Source organism: Streptomyces sp. NPDC090119, from assembly GCF_044747085.1.
Classification (GTDB): Bacteria; Actinomycetota; Actinomycetes; order Streptomycetales; family Streptomycetaceae; genus Streptomyces.
Genome location: NZ_JBIVDK010000001.1, coordinates 1 through 17,655, shown reverse-complemented (window position 1 = coordinate 17,655; position 17,655 = coordinate 1). Strand labels below are relative to the sequence as shown.

General features: G+C 70.2%; 9 protein-coding genes, 1 tRNA gene and 1 rRNA gene. 1 reads left to right on the top strand and 10 read right to left on the bottom strand.

Translation table 11 applies throughout. From position 1 onward, the window contains the following. Positions 1-81 precede the first annotated feature (81 nt). From ACIPPM_RS00055 to ACIPPM_RS00025, 7 genes are all read right to left on the bottom strand, one after another. On the bottom strand, positions 82-627 hold the full coding sequence (locus tag ACIPPM_RS00055; RefSeq protein WP_401441648.1) for a CinA family protein: 546 nt from the start codon (positions 625-627) through the stop codon (positions 82-84). Beyond that, positions 624-1,367 carry a CDP-diacylglycerol--glycerol-3-phosphate 3-phosphatidyltransferase gene (gene pgsA, locus ACIPPM_RS00050; protein WP_401441647.1) on the bottom strand — a complete coding sequence of 248 codons (744 nt, stop codon included), beginning with the start codon at positions 1,365-1,367 and terminating at the stop codon, positions 624-626. The genes ACIPPM_RS00055 and pgsA overlap by 4 nt, the downstream gene beginning before the upstream one ends. Further along, positions 1,364-2,848, bottom strand: a complete 1,485-nt coding sequence (rimO, locus tag ACIPPM_RS00045; protein ID WP_401441646.1) for a 30S ribosomal protein S12 methylthiotransferase RimO — start codon at positions 2,846-2,848, stop codon at positions 1,364-1,366. Before rimO ends, pgsA begins: the two co-directional genes overlap by 4 nt. 103 nt (positions 2,849-2,951) lie before the next feature. Next, the gene (locus ACIPPM_RS00040) at positions 2,952-3,797 is read right to left on the bottom strand and encodes a helix-turn-helix domain-containing protein (protein WP_401441645.1); all 846 of its coding nucleotides are present in this window, start codon (positions 3,795-3,797) and stop codon (positions 2,952-2,954) included. A gap of 281 nt (positions 3,798-4,078) precedes the next feature. Further along, positions 4,079-6,787, bottom strand: coding sequence for a DNA translocase FtsK (locus tag ACIPPM_RS00035; RefSeq protein ID WP_401441644.1), 2,709 nt, complete (start codon positions 6,785-6,787; stop codon positions 4,079-4,081). A 125-nt stretch (positions 6,788-6,912) separates the two neighbouring features. Then, positions 6,913-7,593 (bottom strand): two-component system response regulator, encoded by a 681-nt coding sequence (locus ACIPPM_RS00030; protein ID WP_401441643.1) that lies wholly within the window; start codon positions 7,591-7,593, stop codon positions 6,913-6,915. A gap of 241 nt (positions 7,594-7,834) precedes the next feature. After that, a complete protein-coding gene (locus tag ACIPPM_RS00025) occupies positions 7,835-13,291 on the bottom strand; it encodes a HAMP domain-containing protein (RefSeq protein WP_401441642.1) in 5,457 nt (1,818 codons plus the stop codon). Between the two features lie 322 nt (positions 13,292-13,613). Between ACIPPM_RS00025 and ACIPPM_RS00020 the strand changes: the two genes are divergently transcribed. Next, positions 13,614-16,370 (top strand): SpoIIE family protein phosphatase, encoded by a 2,757-nt coding sequence (locus ACIPPM_RS00020; protein WP_401441641.1) that lies wholly within the window; start codon positions 13,614-13,616, stop codon positions 16,368-16,370. A 69-nt stretch (positions 16,371-16,439) separates the two neighbouring features. Here the strand turns inward: ACIPPM_RS00020 and ACIPPM_RS00015 are convergent. From ACIPPM_RS00015 to rrf, 3 genes are all read right to left on the bottom strand, one after another. Beyond that, positions 16,440-16,512, bottom strand: a tRNA-Thr gene (locus ACIPPM_RS00015). A gap of 85 nt (positions 16,513-16,597) precedes the next feature. Further along, a complete protein-coding gene (locus ACIPPM_RS00010) occupies positions 16,598-17,263 on the bottom strand; it encodes a DegT/DnrJ/EryC1/StrS family aminotransferase (protein WP_401444081.1) in 666 nt (221 codons plus the stop codon). A 117-nt stretch (positions 17,264-17,380) separates the two neighbouring features. After that, positions 17,381-17,497 (bottom strand): 5S ribosomal RNA (gene rrf / locus ACIPPM_RS00005). Positions 17,498-17,655: the final 158 nt, after the last annotated feature.

The following is a 17,655-nucleotide window of genomic DNA, read 5'->3' as shown; positions in this document are numbered from 1 at the left end:
CGCATCCTTCTCGCCCCACCGTACCGCCTCGCGCCGCGGCCGTGCGGGGAGCGATGTCGTGTTCACTCAGGGCTGCAAACATCAAAACCCCCCGTTCCGTTCCGTATCCTGTGCCCGCTCATTCGCGGTCTGTTCGCCCACAAGCTCCCGCAGAAGCAGTGCCAGTACGCTCCGTACACTCTCCATACGAATTTCCGCCCGGCCGCCGTTCAACCGCAGGGCCTCCACTTTTCCGCCGGGGGCGGAAAGCGAGCCCTGCCGGAAGGGTCCGTCGACCGCCACGAAGACCGTGCCGACCGGTTGCTCGTCCTGCGGATCGGGCCCGGCCACCCCGGTGGTGGCGATGCCCCAGTCGGCGCCGAGGGCCTTGCGTACACCGGCCGCCATCTGGGCCGCGACCTGCGGGTCCACCGCGCCGGACCGGGCCAGCAGCCCGGCGTCGACGCCGAGGAGCTCGTGCTTCAGCTCGGTGGCGTAGGCGGTGACCGAACCCCGGAACACCCGGGAGGCACCGGGGACCGAGGTGAGCTCGGCGGCGACCAGACCACCGGTGAGCGACTCGGCGACGGCGAGGGTCTCGCCGTTCACCGTGAGTAGCCGCACCAGCTCGATGGTCGTGGGGTTCACGCTTCTCGCTCTTCCAACGCCGCCGCCCGCTCCGCGATTCCCCGGCGGCGCAGCACCATGGCCTGTCTCACATAGTCGAGACCGGTGACGACCGTGAGGACGACCGCGGCCGCCATCACCCAGAACCGCAGGGTGGCGAGCCAGCCGGTCAGCGCCAGTACGTACATGCCGACCGCGATGCCCTGGGTGAGCGTCTTCAGCTTGCCGCCCCGGCTGGCCGGGATGACGCCGTACCGGATGACCACGAAACGCAGCAGGGTGATGCCGAGTTCCCGGCCCAGGATGACCGCCGTCACCCACCAGGGCAGGTCGCCCAGGTAGGACAGGCAGATCAGCGCCGCGCCCATGATCGCCTTGTCCGCTATCGGGTCGGCGATCTTCCCGAAGTCGGTGACCAGGTTGTAGGTGCGGGCCAGATGCCCGTCGAACAGGTCGGTGATCATGGCGACGGCGAAGGCCGCCCAAGCGAAGGAGCGCCAGGCCGGGTCGTAGCCGCCGTCGGCGAGCAGCAGGGCCACGAAGCCCGGCACCAGGACCAGCCGGAGCATGGTGAGCAGGTTGGCGACGTTCCAGACGCTGGCCTGGTTGACGGCCGCCGCGGCGAGCTTGCCGCCGCGCGGGTGCCGCGCCTCCAGCGCGGCGGCCGGGCCGGAGACCTCCGGAGCGCCGTCGGCGGGCTGCTCCGGTGCGCTGGGCGCGCCGGAGGAGCCGCCCGAGGCGGATGCCGGGACTCCGGTCATCTGGCCGCCTCCTCGCTGCCCATCGAACTGTCCACCGACGAGCCCGGAAGCGGCTCGGCCACCAGGTCGACCCCCTCGGTGCCGACCACCTTGGCCTCGACGATACGTCCCACGGCGAGACCCTCGCCGCTCGTGAGCAGCACCTGGCCGTCCGTCTCCGGGGCCTGGTGCGCGGCGCGGCCGTACACCCCGTCCTCGCCGTCGACGGACTCCACCAGGACGCGCACGGTTTCCCCGAGGCGCTCCTCGGCGCGCTGCGAGACGAGTTCCTCGGCGAGCCGGGAGATGTGGGCGAGGCGCTCGGCGACGACGTCCTCGTCGACCTTGGTGTCGTACGTGGCCGCCTCCGTGCCCTCCTCGTCGGAGTAGCCGAAGACGCCGATGGCGTCGAGGCGGGCGCCGGTCAGGAAGCGCTCCAGCTCGGCGAGGTCGGCCTCGGTCTCGCCGGGGAAGCCGACGATGAAGTTGGAGCGGACACCGGCCTCGGGGGCCTTGCCGCGGATGGTGTCCAGCAGCTCCAGGAAGCGGTCGGTGTCACCGAAGCGGCGCATGGCGCGCAGCACGTTCGGCGCGGAGTGCTGGAAGGACAGGTCGAAGTACGGCACGACCTTCGGGGTGGAGGTCAGCACGTCGATCAGACCGGGGCGCATCTCGGCGGGCTGGAGGTAGCTGACCCGCACCCGCTCGATGCCGTCGACCTCGGCCAGCTCCGGCAGCAGGGACTCCAGCAGGCGGATGTCGCCCAGGTCCTTGCCGTAGGAGGTGTTGTTCTCGGAGACGAGCATGACCTCCTTCACACCCTGCTCGGCCAGCCAGCGGGTCTCGTTGAGGACGTCGCTGGGGCGGCGGGAGATGAAGGAGCCGCGGAAGGACGGGATGGCGCAGAAGGAGCAGCGCCGGTCGCAGCCGGAGGCGAGCTTGACCGAGGCGACCGGGGAGCCGCCCAGCCGGCGGCGCAGGGGCGCGCGCGGGCCGGAGGCGGGCGCGAGGCCGTCCGGGAGGTCGGTCGGGCCGTGGCCGGGCAGGGCGACGGCGGCCGCGGACTCCTGGCGCTCGGCGGGGCTGATCGGCAGCAGCTTGCGGCGGTCGCGCGGGGTGTGCGCGGCGTGGACGCCACCGGACAGGATGGTCTGCAGGCGGTCGGAGATGTCGGCGTAGTCGTCGAAGCCGAGCACGCCGTCGGCCTCGGGCAGCGCCTGGGCCAGTTCCTTGCCGTACCGCTCGGCCATGCAGCCCACCGCCACGACGGCCTGGGTTCTGCCGTGGTCCTTGAGGTCGTTGGCCTCCAGGAGGGCGTCGACCGAGTCCTTCTTGGCGGCTTCGACGAACCCACAGGTGTTGACCACGGCGACATCGGCGTCCCCGGCGTCCTCGACGAGCTGCCAGCCGTCCGCCTCCAAACGGCCTGCGAGCTCCTCCGAGTCCACCTCGTTACGGGCGCAGCCGAGAGTGACTAGTGCGACGGTACGGCGTTCAGGCATGGGCTCAAGACTACTTTGTCTGTCCCGCACCCCATGTCGACGGGGTTGGCCGTTGTGGGCCAACCCCGTCACAGTCCGCTCGCTCGAGGCGCCCGGAAGGGCGTCATCCGACCTCGGGGTCGCCCTTGGTGTAGGTGAGGCGTTCCACGGCGCCGGGCCGGAAGTCGTCGTCGATCTTCTTGCCGTTGACGTACAGCTCGATCGCCCCGGCGTCACCGAGGATCAGGTTGATCTTGGTGCTGTCCTGGAAGGTCTTGGACTCGCCCTTGTTCAGCAGTCCGTCGAACAGCATGCGGCCGTTGTGGTCCTTGGCGGAGATCCAGCTCCGCCCGCCCGGTGCGGTGACCCGGACGGTCACCTTGTCCTGCGGGGCGGCCGCGATGGCGCTGTCGGACGGGTCGGACTTCGGGGTGGCGGACTGCTCGGTCTTCGGGGTGGGCGCGGCGGACTTGGTGGCGGTCGGCGAGGCGTTGCCCTCGACGGCCTGGGTGTCCGTGTCGCCGCCGGTCTCGGACTTGATCGCGGTGAAGCCGACGAAGCCGATGACGACGACGATCGCCGCGACCATGGCCGCGGTCCAGTTGGGGCCCCGGCGCTCGGGGCGGATGCGCTCCGCCTCGAACAGGGGTGCCGCGGGGGTGGGCGCGGGCCGGCCGCCGTGCTCGGCGTCGAACCGCGCGATGAGCGGGGCGGGGTCGAGGTGGACGGCCCTGGCCAGGTTGCGGATGTGGCCGCGCGCGTACACGTCGCCGCCGCAGGAGGAGAAGTCGTCCTCCTCGATGGCGTGCACGATGGCCGGGCGGATACGGGTGGCGTCGCTGACGTCACCCGCGCTCAGCCCGGCCGCGACGCGGGCCTGGCGCAGGGCGGTGCCGACGGAGGGTCCGTCGAGCTCGGGAACGTCGGGGAACGGGGGCTCGTCTTCGGGGGAGTTGCTGCCGATGGACACGGGGGCGCCTTTCGAGCGGGTGAGCCACCTGTGCTGAGCGTTCAGTCTAGGCGGGGTACGAAAGGGTGGGGCAAGCGGGCGAACGGGCTTGTACGCCATCGGTATGGCCGGTCAGCCCGACGGCGGGACGGGAGCGGGAGGCCCAGGCCGGTACCTGTACCCCTGCTCTCGCTCAACTTGACGTACTGCGAAGGGAAACGGTTGCCCGCCGATGTTTAACGGGTGGATCACGGCGGTGCCGCCACCCGGCGCAGTCCCGACACGCCGGGTGGCCCGAAGCCCTACCCGTCAGACTCCCCGCGAATCACGGCGAGCACGCCGTCCAGCTCATCAGGCTTCACAAGAACGTCACGAGCCTTGGACCCCTCGCTGGGTCCGACGATGCTCCGGGACTCCATGAGGTCCATCAGCCGGCCCGCCTTGGCGAAGCCGACCCGCAGCTTGCGCTGGAGCATGGACGTCGACCCGAACTGGGTGGAGACCACCAGCTCGGCGGCCTGGCAGAGCAGGTCGAGGTCGTCGCCGATGTCCTCGTCGATCTCCTTCTTCTGCTTGGTGCCCACGGTGACGTCGTCCCGGAAGACCGGCGCCATCTGGTCCTTGCAGTGCTGGACGACGACCGCGACCTCTTCCTCGGTCACGAACGCGCCCTGCATACGGGTCGGCTTGCTGTCGCCCATCGGCAGGATCAGGCCGTCGCCCTTGCCGATCAGCTTCTCGGCGCCGGGCTGGTCGAGGATGACGCGGGAGTCGGCCAGCGAGGAGGTGGCGAAGGCCAGCCGGGAGGGCACGTTGGCCTTGATGAGTCCGGTGACCACGTCCACCGAGGGCCGCTGGGTGGCCAGCACCAGGTGGATGCCCGCGGCACGGGCGAGCTGGGTGATGCGGACGATGGAGTCCTCGACGTCGCGCGGGGCGACCATCATCAGGTCGGCCAGCTCGTCCACGATCACCAGCAGATACGGATAGGGCTGCAGCTCGCGCTCGCTGCCCAGCGGCGCGGTGACCTTCCCCTCGCGCACGGCGCGGTTGAAGTCGTCGATGTGCCGGTAGCCGTAGGCGGCCAGGTCGTCGTAGCGCATGTCCATCTCGCGCACGACCCACTGGAGGGCCTCGGCGGCCCGCTTGGGGTTGGTGATGATCGGCGTGATCAGGTGCGGGATGCCCTCGTACGCGGTCAGCTCGACGCGCTTGGGGTCCACCAGGATCATCCGGACGTCCTCGGGGGTCGCCCGCATCATGATCGAGGTGATCAGGCAGTTGATGCAGGACGACTTGCCCGAGCCGGTGGCACCGGCGACCAGCATGTGCGGCATCTTCGCCAGGGAGCGCATCACATAGCCGCCCTCGACGTCCTTGCCGAAGGCGACCAGCATCGGGTCGTCGTCCTCGGCGGACTCCGCGAGCCGCAGCACGTCGCCGAGATTGACCATCTCCCGGTCGGTGTTGGGGATTTCGATGCCGACGGCCGACTTGCCGGGGATGGGGCTGATGATCCGCACGTCCGGGCTGGCGACCGCGTACGCGATGTTCTTGGTGAGCGCGGTGATCCGCTCGACCTTCACGGCCGGGCCGAGCTGCACCTCGTAGCGGGTGACGGTCGGGCCCCGGGTGAAGCCGGTGACGTCGGCGTCCACCTTGAACTCGGTGAAAACCGTGCGCAGGGAGGCCACGACGGCGTCGTTGGCCGCGCTGCGCGACTTGCCGGGGCCGCCGCGGGTCAGGAGGTCCAGCGAGGGCAGCGAGTAGGTGATGTCCCCGGAGAGCTGGAGCTGTTCCGCGCGGGCGGGCATCTCGCGGTGCGTCTCGGGGGGCGCCTTGGTGAAGTCGGGGACGCTGCCGTCCGTCTTCCGCTTGCCCGGCACGGGCCGGTCGGCCGGGGCCGGGGAGGGCACGGGGACCGGGGTGGTCTCCTCCCGGTCCCCCACGCTCACGCCCTGGGTGAGGTCGGCGACGACCGGGGACGGCGGCATGCCGTGCTGCACCGCGCCGTCGAGCGCGGCGTTGGCGGCCGAGGCCACGTCGATCGCGTCCATCTCGCGCGGCTCCGCCTGCGCGGACCTGCGGGGGCGGCGGCGCCGGGTGAGCGCCTCGTCCTCGGCGGCGTCGGGGTCGTAGCCCTGCGGGGCGCCGCGGCGGCTCCGGGGGCGCGCGGGCGGCTCGTCGCGCCACTGCTCGTCGTAGCCGTAGCCCTCGTCGTCGTCCAGGTCGGCCGCGTAGTCGTGCAGCACGCCCAGGCGGATGCCGAGGGCGCGCAGGCGCCGCGGGATGTGGTTGACCGGGGTGGCGGTGACCACGAGCAGCCCGAACACGGTGAGCAGCACCAGCAGCGGTACGGCGAGCACCTCGCTCATCGTGTACGTCATCGGGGTGGCGACGGCCCAGCCGATGAGGCCGCCCGCGTCCCTTATGGCCCGCATGCCGTCGTCCCGCGCGGGCGAGCCGCAGGCGATGTGGACCTGGCCGAGCACCCCGATGACGAGCGCCGACAGACCGATCACGATCCGGCCGTTGGCCTCCGGCTGCTCAGGGTGCCGGATGAACCGTACGGCGATGACCGCGAACAGTATCGGCACCAGCAGGTCGAGGCGGCCGAAGGCGCCGGTGACCAGGATCTCCACCAGATCGCCGACGGGTCCGCTCAGGTCGGCCCAGGTTCCGGCGGCGACGATCAGCGCGACGGCGAACAGCAGCAGCGCGACACCGTCCTTGCGGTGGGCCGGGTCGAGGTTCTTCGCGCCCTGCCCTATGCCCCGGAAGACGGCGCCGACCGCGTGCGCCACGCCCAGCCAGAGGGCGCGCACGAGCCGGTACACGCCCCCGGTGGGGCTGGGCGCGGGCTTCGGCGGCACCTTGCGCACGGGAGCCTTGCGGGGCGGCGCCTTCTTGGCCGGGGCCTTCTTGGCGGCCGCCTTCCTCGCCGGAGCCTTCGCGGGAGCGACCGCCTTCTTGGCGGGCGGCTTCTTGGCTGCGGGGGGACGTGAGGCCATGGGTGTGAGGTTACCGGGGGAGACGACAGCGGACACGTGTGCCCACAGCTTCACCCGTTCGTGTCGCCCTTACCGAGGCACGAAACTGACGCCCGCTCACGGCGCCCCTCGCGCCCGAGGGATCGTCAGCCCTGCGGCGGCAGCGGGGTCGAGCCGTCGGCGCCCGGCTCCAGCGCGTCCAGCGCCCGGCGCAGCCCGGTGAGCTTGCGCTCCAGGTGCGCGGCCGTGGCCACCGCGGCGGCGTCGGCGGACTCCTCGTCGAGCTGCTTGGACAGCGCCTCGGCCTGCTCCTCGACGGCCGCGAGCCGCGCGGACAGCTCGGCGAGCAGCCCGGCGGGCTCCTTGCTGTCGACCGTGTCCTTGCCGCCGCCGCCCTCCAACTGGAGCCGCAGCAGCGCCGCCTGCTCCCGGAGCTGGCAGTTCTTCATGTACAGCTCGACGAAAACCGAGACCTTGGCGCGCAGCACCCACGGGTCGAACGGCTTGGAGATGTAGTCGACCGCGCCCGCCGCATAACCCCGGAAGGTGTGGTGCGGGCCGTGGTTGATCGCGGTGAGGAAGATGATCGGGATGTCCCGCGTCCGCTCCCGCCGCTTGATGTGCGCGGCCGTCTCGAAGCCGTCCATTCCCGGCATCTGGACATCCAGCAGGATGACCGCGAAATCGTCCGTGAGCAGTGCTTTGAGCGCTTCCTCCCCGGACGATGCCCGCACCAGCGTCTGATCGAGCGCAGAGAGGATGGCCTCCAGCGCCAGCAGATTCTCCGGCCGGTCATCGACCAGGAGGATCTTGGCCTTCTGCACCATGGCCCGCCCTCCTCGCCCCGGCGGTACACCGGGCGCCGCCCCAGAGGACGACTCCCTTTCGCCGCCCGTCCTTGTGCCGGTCATCGTAGCCGCACCCCGCCCGTCGCCACACCCTGTCACCGCGATGTCACGGTGCACACAGCTCAAACGCGGGCCGGGCCTGGAAGGTTCCCGGAATCCGAGGTTCCCACACCTGGCCCGCGTACTGAACCGCGCCCCCGTGACCGGTTCTGTCGGACCGTCACTCGGGCCGCATCCACTGCCGCATGACGCCCAGCAGATGGTCGGGGTCGACCGGCTTGGTGACGTAGTCGGAGGCGCCCGACTGGAGCGCCTTCTCCCGGTCGCCCTTCATCGCCTTCGCGGTCAGGGCGACGATCGGCAGGCCCGCGAACTGCGGCATCCTGCGGATCGCGGTCGTGGTCGCGTAGCCGTCCATCTCGGGCATCATGATGTCCATCAGCACCACCGCCACGTCGTCGTGCTGCTCCAGCACCTCGATGCCCTCGCGGCCGTTCTCGGCGTACAGCACCGAGAGTCCCTGCTGCTCCAGCACGCTGGTGAGCGCGAACACGTTGCGGATGTCGTCGTCGACGATGAGCACCTTCTCGCCGCCGAACCGCACCGCTCGCACCGGCCGTTCGGTGTCCTCCGACGGCTCGATGGTGATCGACTGCTCCGGCCGCTGCTCCGCCGACGGCAGGCTCCGACGACGGCGCCGGAACAGCGCGGCGGGCCCGGTCTGCGTCTCCCGGTACGACTTCACCTCGGCCGGCGTCTCGACCTGGGGGGCCGTCAGCCGGTCGGACAGCTCCGCCTCGGAGGCGACCAGCTCACCGGCCTCCAGCGGGGGCACCGGCTGCTGGTAGCCCTGCGGCGGGAACTGGCTCGGGTGCAGCGGCAGATACAGCGTGAACGTGGAACCGCGGCCCGGCTCGCTCTGGGCGAAGATCTCACCGCCGAGCAACTGGGCGATCTCCCGCGAGATCGACAGCCCGAGGCCGGTACCGCCGTACTTGCGACTGGTCGTGCCGTCCGCCTGCTTGAACGCCTCGAAGATCACCCGCATCTTGCTGGCCGCGATGCCGATACCGGTGTCGGTCACCGAGAACGCGATCAGCTCGGCGTCCGGATCGGTCACCGCGCCCGCCTCCAGCAACTGCTCCCGGATGATCTGCGGAACGTCCGTCCCGGCGGGCCGGATCACCAGCTCCACGGAACCGGAGTCGGTGAACTTCACCGCGTTGGACAGCAGGTTGCGCAGCACCTGGAGCAGCCGCTGCTCGTCGGTGTGCAGGGTCGCGGGCAGCTCCGGGGAGACCCGCACCGACAGATCCAGGCCCTTCTCGGCGGTCAGCGGCCGGAAGGTCGCCTCCACGTAGTCCACGAGCTGGACCAGCGCGATCCGGGTCGGGGAGACGTCCATCTTGCCCGCCTCGACCTTCGACAGGTCCAGGATGTCGTTGATCAGCTGGAGCAGGTCGGACCCGGCACCGTGGATGGTCTCGGCGAACTCGACCTGCTTCGGGGACAGGTTGCTCTCCGCGTTGTCGGCGAGCAGCTTGGCCAGGATGAGCAGCGAGTTGAGCGGGGTACGCAGCTCGTGCGACATGTTGGCGAGGAACTCGCTCTTGTACCGCATGGACACCGCGAGTTGCTCGGCACGCTCCTCCAGGACCTGGCGGGCCTCCTCGATCTCGGTGTTCTTCACCTCGATGTCCCGGTTCTGCCGGGCAAGCAGCTCGGCCTTCTCCTCCAGTTCGGCGTTGGAGGACTGCAGCGCCTTCTGCCGGTTCTCCAGCTCCTCCGAGCGGTCCCGGAGCTGCTCGGTCAGCTCCTGGGACTGCTTCAGCAGCTGCTCGGTCTTGGTGTTGACGGAGATCGTGTTGACGCTGGTGGCGATCATCTCCGCGATCTGGTTGAGGAAGTCCCGCTGGATGTGCGTGAACGGCGTGAACGACGCCAGCTCGATCACCCCGAGCACATTGCCCTCGAACACCACCGGCAGCACGATGACCTGGGCGGGCGGGGCCTCGCCGAGCCCGGAGGAGATCTTCAGATAGCCGCTGGGCACGTCCCTGACCAGGATGGTCCGCTTCTCCTGCGCGGCCGTCCCGATCAGCCCCTCACCGGGCCGGAACGAGGTCGGCATGGCGCCCGTCGAGCAGCCGTAGGAGCCGAGCATGCGCAGCTCGTAGCCCTCCTCGCCCCCGGCGGGGTCCTGGCCGTCGACCGTCGGCATGGTCAGGAAGAACGCGCCGTGCTGCGCGGAGACCACCGGGGTCAGCTCGCTCATGATCAGCGAGGCCACGTCCGCCAGGTCCCGGCGGCCCTGCATCAGGGCGGAGATACGGGCGAGGTTGCCCTTCAGCCAGTCCTGCTCCTTGTTGGCGATCGTGGTGTCGCGCAGGTTGGCGATCATCTTGTTGATGTTGTCCTGGAGGGCCTGGATCTCCCCGGACGCGTCCACGTCGATCTTCAGGTTCAGATCGCCACGGGTCACCGCGGTCGCCACCTTGGCGATGGCGCGCACCTGCCGGGTCAGGTTCCCGGCCATCTCGTTCACCGAGTCGGTGAGGTCCCGCCAGGTGCCGTCCACGTCCAGCACGCGCGCCTGGCCGCCGAGCTGACCCTCGGTGCCCACCTCGCGGGCGACCCGGGTGACCTCCTCGGCGAAGCTGGACAGCTGGTCGACCATCGTGTTGATCGTCGTCTTCAGCTCGAGGATCTCGCCCCGCGCGTCGATGTCGATCTTCTTGGTCAGGTCGCCCTTGGCGATCGCCGTCGTGACCATGGCGATGTTGCGCACCTGGCCGGTCAGGTTGGACGCCATCCCGTTCACCGACTCGGTGAGGTCCTTCCACGTCCCCGCCACGCCGGGCACATGGGCCTGCCCGCCCAGGATGCCGTCGGTGCCCACCTCACGGGCCACCTTGGTGACCTGGTCGGCGAACGAACTCAGCGTCTTGACCATCGTGTTGATGGTGTCGGCGAGCTGCGCCACCTCACCGCGCGCCTCGATGGTGACCTGGCGCGTCAGGTCACCGTTGGCCACCGCGGAGGCCACCTGGGAGATGTTCCGCACCTGCATGGTCAGGTTGTTGGCCATCAGGTTGACGTTGTTGCTCAGGTCCTTCCAGATGCCCGTGACACCCGGTACGTGCGCCTGCCCGCCCAGGATGCCCTCGGTACCCACCTCGCGCGCCACCCGCGTCACCTGCTCGGCGAAGCTGGACAGCTGGTCCACCATCGTGTTGACCGTGGTGACCAGTTCGAGGATCTCGCCCTTGGCGTCGACCGTGATCTTCTTCGACAGGTCGCCCTTGGCCACGGCCGTCGTGACCTCGGCGATGTTGCGCACCTGGATCGTCAGGTTGTTCGCCATGAAGTTCACGGACTGCGTGAGGTCCTTCCAGGTGCCGGAGACACCCTGCACCTCGGCCTGACCGCCGAGCATGCCCTCCGTGCCCACCTCACGGGCCACCCTGGTGACCTCCTGGGCGAACGACGACAGCTGGTCGACCATCGTGTTCAGGGTGTTCTTCAGCTCCAGGATCTCCCCGCGCGCGTCCACGGTGATCTTCTGGGAGAGGTCGCCGCGCGCCACCGCGGTGGCCACCTGGGCGATGTTGCGGACCTGGGCGGTGAGGTTCCCCGCCATACCGTTCACCGAATCGGTGAGGTCCCGCCACACACCGGCCACACCAGGCACCTGCGCCTGACCACCGAGGCGGCCCTCGGTACCCACGTCACGTGCCACCCGGGTCACCTGGTCGGCGAAGGCGGAGAGCTGGTCCACCATCGTGTTGATGGTGTCCTTCAGCTCCAGGATCTCGCCCCGCGCGTCCACGTCGATCTTCTGCGACAGGTCGCCGTTGGCCACCGCCGTCGTCACCTGGGCGATGTTGCGCACCTGGGAGGTGAGGTTCTCGGCCATGAAGTTGACGGAGTCGGTCAGCTCCTTCCAGGTGCCGGACACCCCGTCCACCCGGGCCTGACCGCCGAGACGGCCCTCGGTGCCCACGTCACGGGCCATCCGCGTCACCTGGTCGGCGAAGCTGGAGAGCTGGTCCACCATCGTGTTCACGGTGTTCTTCAGCTGGAGCATCTCACCGGACACGTCCACGGTGACCTTCTGCGACAGGTCGCCGTTGGCCACCGCCGTCGTCACCTGGGCGATGTTGCGCACCTGGCCGGTGAGGTTGCGGAAGGCGGTGTTGACCGAGTCGGTGAGGTCCTTCCAGGTACCGGCCGCGCCCGACACCTGCGCCTGGCCGCCCAGCTCACCCTCGACGCCGATCTCCCGCGCGACCCGCGTCACCTCGGCACCGAACGCCGACAGCTGGTCCACCATCCCGTTGACGGTGTTCTTCAGCTCCAGCATCTCGCCCGCCACGTCCACGGTGACCTTCTGCGACAGGTCACCGCTGGCCACGGCGGTCGTCACGGCGGCGATGTCCCGCACCTGCGTGGTGAGATTCCGGAACACCGTGTTCACGGAGTCCGTCAGGTCCTTCCACGTCCCCGCCGCACCCGGCACGTTCGCCTGCCCGCCGAGGCGGCCCTCGGCACCGACCTCGTTGGCCACACGCGTGACCTCGTCCGCGAAGATCCGCAGCGTCTCGGTCATCTGGTTGATCGTCTCGGCGAGCTGCGCCACCTCGCCCCGCGCGGGCACGGTCACCTTCTGCGACAGATCACCGCTGGCCACGGCGGTCGTCACCTGCGAGATCCCACGCACCTGCGCGGTCAGGTTCCCGGCCATCGTGTTGACGGAGTCGGTCAGCTCCTTCCACACCCCGGCCACGCCCGGCACCTGCGCCTGACCGCCCAGGATGCCCTCGGTACCCACCTCGCGGGCCACCCGCGTCACCTCGGACGAGAACGAGGACAGCTGCTCCACCATCGTGTTGACGGTGTTCTTCAGCTCCAGCATCTCGCCGGCCACCTGGACGGTGACCTTCCGCGACAGATCACCACCGGCGACCGCCGTCGTGACCAGCGCGATGTCCCGCACCTGCGCGGTCAGCCGGTTCGCCATCGTGTTGACGGACTCCGTCAGGTCCTTCCAGGAACCCGACATGCCCCGCACCTTCGCCTGCCCGCCGAGCTTGCCGTCGGTGCCGACCTCGATGGCCACCCGCGTGACCTCGTCGGTGAACGTGGACAACTGGTCGACCAGGTTGTTGACGGTCCGGCCGACCTTCAGGAACTCGCCCCGCAGCGGATGCCCGGTCCCGTCCGGCGCCTCGGTGCGCAGGTCCATGCGCGGCGACAGATCGCCCTCCGCGACCGCCGTCAGCACCCGGCTGACCTCGGACACCGGCCACACCAGATCGTCGACCAGCGCGTTGGAGTTCTCCACGGCGGCCGCCCAGGAACCCTCGCAGGCGCCCGTCTCCAGCCGCTCCGTGAGCTTCCCCTCGCGCCCGACCGTGCGCCGCACCCGCGCCAGCTCACCGGTCAGATGCAGATTCCGGTCGGCCACCTCGTTGAAGACCGCCGCGATCTCCGACATCACGCCGTCGCCGGACACCGTGAGCCGCTTACGGAAGTTCCCGTCGCGCATGGATTCCAGCGCGGTGAGCAACCGGTTCAGGGCAGCGGTGTCCACCTCGGTGACTCCGCCGCTCCTGCGCGGGGACGGTCGGCCCTTCGCGCGCGTCTTATTGCCCCGCGTCGCTGCGCCAGACTCCACTGTGTCCCTCCCGGAGGGGTAGACCGCCACTGCCGTGCCCGGCCGCGTCCTGGGGCTGCTGCCCTTCGCGTGGGGAACGCACGCAGCCCGAACCGACCTTCATCAAATTCCTGCCCAGTGTTTCACCCCTGCCGAACCAGGCCATAACAGTTCGGCAGCTTCGCACACGGTTCGCACACCGTGGGGGGTAATCACCGGCGACCGGCATCCACCGCGACGGCGAAGGTAAGTAACCTTGCATCCGGCTGTCCAGCCGCACCGGCCCGACCGGCCTGGTCGCGGCGGCACGAGAAGGACACGGGCATCGGAGGGGCCGCAGAGGATGACCACCGGACTGATCTCGGGGGGACCTCCCCCGGAGCCACGGCCGAAGGACGAGCGGACCCCGCAGCAGCGGTCCGAGCCGGCCGGCCCGCCGGGCCCGCACGTCGACGACAGAGCAAGGAGTTCCGTGATCACCGCCCGCGCGGCCGCCAGCTTCGAGCCCGTCGGGCGTTCGGTCGCGACCGCCCGCGCCTTCGTCCGGGACACCCTCCAGGGCTGGGGGTTCGCCGACATCGTCGACGACGCCGTGGTGCTCACCAGCGAACTGGTCACCAACGCCGTGGTCCACGCGGGCACCGAGGCGGAGGTCCTGTGCCTGCGCGCCGAGCACGGCGCCCGCGTCGAGGTCTCCGACCGCTACCCCGAGCGCGAGGTCCCGCTGCAGAGCGCGCACGCCGTCATGGGCAACCCCGACCGCGAGGGCGGCCGCGGCCTGCAGCTCTGCGCGGCCCTCGCCACCCGCTGGGGCGTCGAGTACACCCCCACGCACAAGAACGTCTGGTTCCAGCTCGACCTGCCCGAGCGCCAGGTCGGCACCCGCGCCGCCGGACCGGTCCTCCCACCCGACCTCCTCCCCCTCGCCGACAGCCGGGTCCGCGTCGCCGTCCTCCAGATCGACCGCAAGGGCTGCGTCAGCGCCTGGAACGAGGACGCCGAGGAACTCTTCGGCTACCCCGCGAACGAGGTCATCGGCAAGCCCCTCACCGACCTCGCCGCCTGGCCGCACACCCCCGGCACCGGCACCGGCATCGCCGAGGCACTCCAGCTCTCCCGCTGGGAGGGCAGCTACGGCGTCCGCGGCGCCGACGGCCGTGTCTCCCCGGTCTACGCCTCCCACCTCCGGGTCCGCGACACCGGCGGCGAACCCTCCACGGTCTGCCTCCTGGTCCGCGACCACGAGCGCGCCGTCCTCCAGACCCCCTCCCGCCTCCCCGCGGGCGACCAGGGCGGCTCCGACGGCCCGAGCGCCGACCCCTTCGAGGTCTTCATCGGCTCCCCCGCCCCCGACGACCTGGACGGACTCCTCCAGCGCACCGTCGAGCGCGCCCGCGACATGCTCGACGGCGACTCCGCCTTCCTGCTGCTGGCCACCGACGACGAGACGGAACTCGAGGTCCGCGCCTCCACCGGCCTGCCCTCCACCCGCCAGCGCTTCGCCCGCGTCCCCGTCGAGGCGGGCCCCGGCCGCTACGGCTCGGCCCGTATGCCCGCCGTCCACGAGGACCTGAGCGTCATCCCCAGCGCCGCCGTACCGCTCCTCGCGGGTACGGGCATGCGCTCCGTGGTGACGGTGCCCCTCAAGGTCGAGGGCCGCCTCACCGGCTCCCTCGGCGTCGCCGCCGAGGCACCGGGCCGGTACTCCAACGAGGAGGCGCTGCGCCTCCAGTTCGCCGCCGACCGCATCGCCCTGGCCGTGGAGTCCGCCCGCCTCGGCGAGCTGGAGCGGCTGCGCCGGGGCTCGCTCAGCTTCCTGGTCGAGGCGTCCGACCTCCTCGCAGGCACCCTGGACCGCGACCAGACCCTCGCCCTGATGGCCCAGATGACGGTGCCGACCCTGGCCACCTGGTGCGCGGTCTACACGATCAGCGAGCAGTCCGCGGAGCCGTATCTGTCGTACGTCCTGCACGAGGACGAGGAGTTCATCGACGGCATCAAGTCGCTGCTGTCGAAGATCCCGCCGCCCGACCCGGTACTGACGCCGGGCGCCCGGGTCTGGCCGCTGCCCGGCGAGGTCGCCCACCAGGCCGCCCTGCGCAGCTCCATGCGCAGTCTCGGTCTGTCCGGCGGACCCACCCAGCAGCTCGCCTCCAGCATCGGCCCCACCCTGGCGACGGCCTCGGCGGTCGGCGGCGAGACGGTCGTGCTGCCGCTGGTGGCCCGCAACCGCGTCATCGGCATGCTGATCCTCGGCAAGCCCACCGACGACCACTTCCGCCAGGAGATCCTGGAACTGGCCGAGGACCTGTCCCGCCGAGCCGCCCTGGCCCTGGACAACGCCCGCCTCTACTCGGAGCGCACGGCCATCAGCCAGGCCCTGCAGCGCAGCCTCCTGCCCCCCGGTCTGCCGCCCATCGACGGCGTCGAGGTCGATGTCATCTACCGCGCGGCGGGCGAGGGCAACGAGGTCGGCGGCGACTTCTACGACCTCTTCCCCATCGGCGACGGCGCGTACGGCTTCGCCATCGGCGACGTCTGCGGCACCGGCCCGAACGCGGCCGCCGTCACCGGCCTGGCCCGGCACGCCCTGCGCCTGCTGGCCCGCGAGGGCCTGAGCGGCCCAGCGGTGCTGGAGCGGCTGAACTCCGCGATCCTCGACGAGGGCGACCGCAGCCGCTTCCTGACCCTGCTGTACGGCGAGTTGCGCCCGCAGGAGAACGGCGGCGCCGAACTGAAGGTGGTCTGCGCCGGCCACCCCCTCCCGCTGCGCCTGCGCCAGGACGGCACGGTCACCGCGGCGGCGGAACCCCAGCCCCTACTCGGCGTGATCGAGGACCTGGAGCTGTACGAGGAGACGGTCACCCTCGACCCCGGAGACGTCCTGCTGTGCGTCACGGACGGCGTCACCGAACGCCGCGAGGGCACCCGCATGCTGGGTGACGACGGCCTCGCGGACGTCCTGACGACCTGTACGGGACTCACGGCGGGCGCGGTCGCGGCGCGCGTCCTGCGCGCGGTGGAGCGCTTCGCCTCCGACGCCCCGTCCGACGACATGGCGATCCTGGCGATGCGGGTTCCGGAGCTTCAGCAGGACTGAGGCTCCGGCCCGCCGCCGGGCATGCGAAAGGCCCCACCCGATACGGGTGGGGCCTTTCTGCTATCGCTGAGCCCCCAAACGGAATCGAACCGTTGACCTTCTCCTTACCATGGAGACGCTCTGCCGACTGAGCTATGGGGGCCTTGTCGCTTTCGAGGTTTCCCTCGCGGCAACAAGAAGATCGTACCCCGAACGGGCTCGGCTTCCCAAATCCGTTCGCCGCTTGTTCAGAAAGCGGGCTGGAGCAGTCCGCCAAGCGCATTGCAGGCGGAGACGATCCGCTGCATCTCCCGCTTCGTCAGCGCGGGATCGACGGGGAGGGCGAGCGTCTCGTCCGCGGCCCGTTCGGTCTCCGGCAGCGTCCAGGCGAGGTGCCGGAACCGGGGCAGCCGGTGGGCGGGTGTCTGTACGGGAATCCGGCAGGCAACTCCCCTGGCCCGGAGGGCGCGTGCGAACGCGTCCCGGTCGGGCCGTCCGTTCCCCGGGACCCGGACCACGTACTGCTGGTAGGTGTGTCCGTCACCGCTGTCCGGCGTCCGAACGCCCTTGAGGCGGGCGTCCAGATAGGCCGCTCGTTCGCGTCGCCGCACCAACTCCTCGTCAGGGGCGTCGGCTTCCCCTCGCTCCAGCACCAACAGCCCGTGCCGGTTCCCCAGTTCACGCAGGGACCGCACCTCGGCCCGTCGGCCGAACCGGTGGATCACGACGACGGCCGCGGTACGGGGCGTCACAGCTGCCGTGACGGAGGCGCCGTCCAGGCAGTAGGTGACCGGGTCTATGTCGGCGAACACGGGCAGCGCGCCCACCAGGTCGACCGCTTCAGCGACTTCGGCATTGCCGAAGGCAGGTACGACGACTTCGTCCCCGGCTCCCACGCCGGCGGCCCTGAGCATTGCTGCGGTACCCATGCAGGAGATGCTCGAGGAACGACGTGAACGCCAAGTTAAGGAAAACAAAAAAGGGTTGGTCCCTGAACCGAAGTTCAGGAACCAACCCTTTTATCAAAATTTGTTCGGCGGCGTCCTACTCTCCCACAGGGTCCCCCCTGCAGTACCATCGGCGCTGTGAGGCTTAGCTTCCGGGTTCGATATGTAACCGGGCGTTTCCCTCACGCTATGACCACCGAAACACTATGAAACTATCCAGGAGCCATGTGTGGCACATGACTGCTGTTCGTGGTTTCAGAACCAACACAGTGGACGCGAGCAACTGAGGACAAGCCCTCGGCCTATTAGTACCAGTCAACTCCACCCGTTACCAGGCTTCCATATCTGGCCTATCAACC

Bases quoted from the DNA above. Each gene is read 5' to 3' on its own strand.
- pgsA (WP_401441647.1), bottom strand. From the start codon at position 1,367: ATGACCGGAGTCCCGGCATCCGCCTCGGGCGGCTCCTCCGGCGCGCCC.
- rimO (WP_401441646.1), bottom strand. From the start codon at position 2,848: ATGCCTGAACGCCGTACCGTCGCACTAGTCACTCTCGGCTGCGCCCGT.
- ACIPPM_RS00035 (WP_401441644.1), bottom strand. From the start codon at position 6,787: ATGGCCTCACGTCCCCCCGCAGCCAAGAAGCCGCCCGCCAAGAAGGCG.
- ACIPPM_RS00030 (WP_401441643.1), bottom strand. From the start codon at position 7,593: ATGGTGCAGAAGGCCAAGATCCTCCTGGTCGATGACCGGCCGGAGAAT.
- ACIPPM_RS00020 (WP_401441641.1), top strand. From the start codon at position 13,614: ATGACCACCGGACTGATCTCGGGGGGACCTCCCCCGGAGCCACGGCCG.
- ACIPPM_RS00010 (WP_401444081.1), bottom strand. From the start codon at position 17,263: ATGCTCAGGGCCGCCGGCGTGGGAGCCGGGGACGAAGTCGTCGTACCT.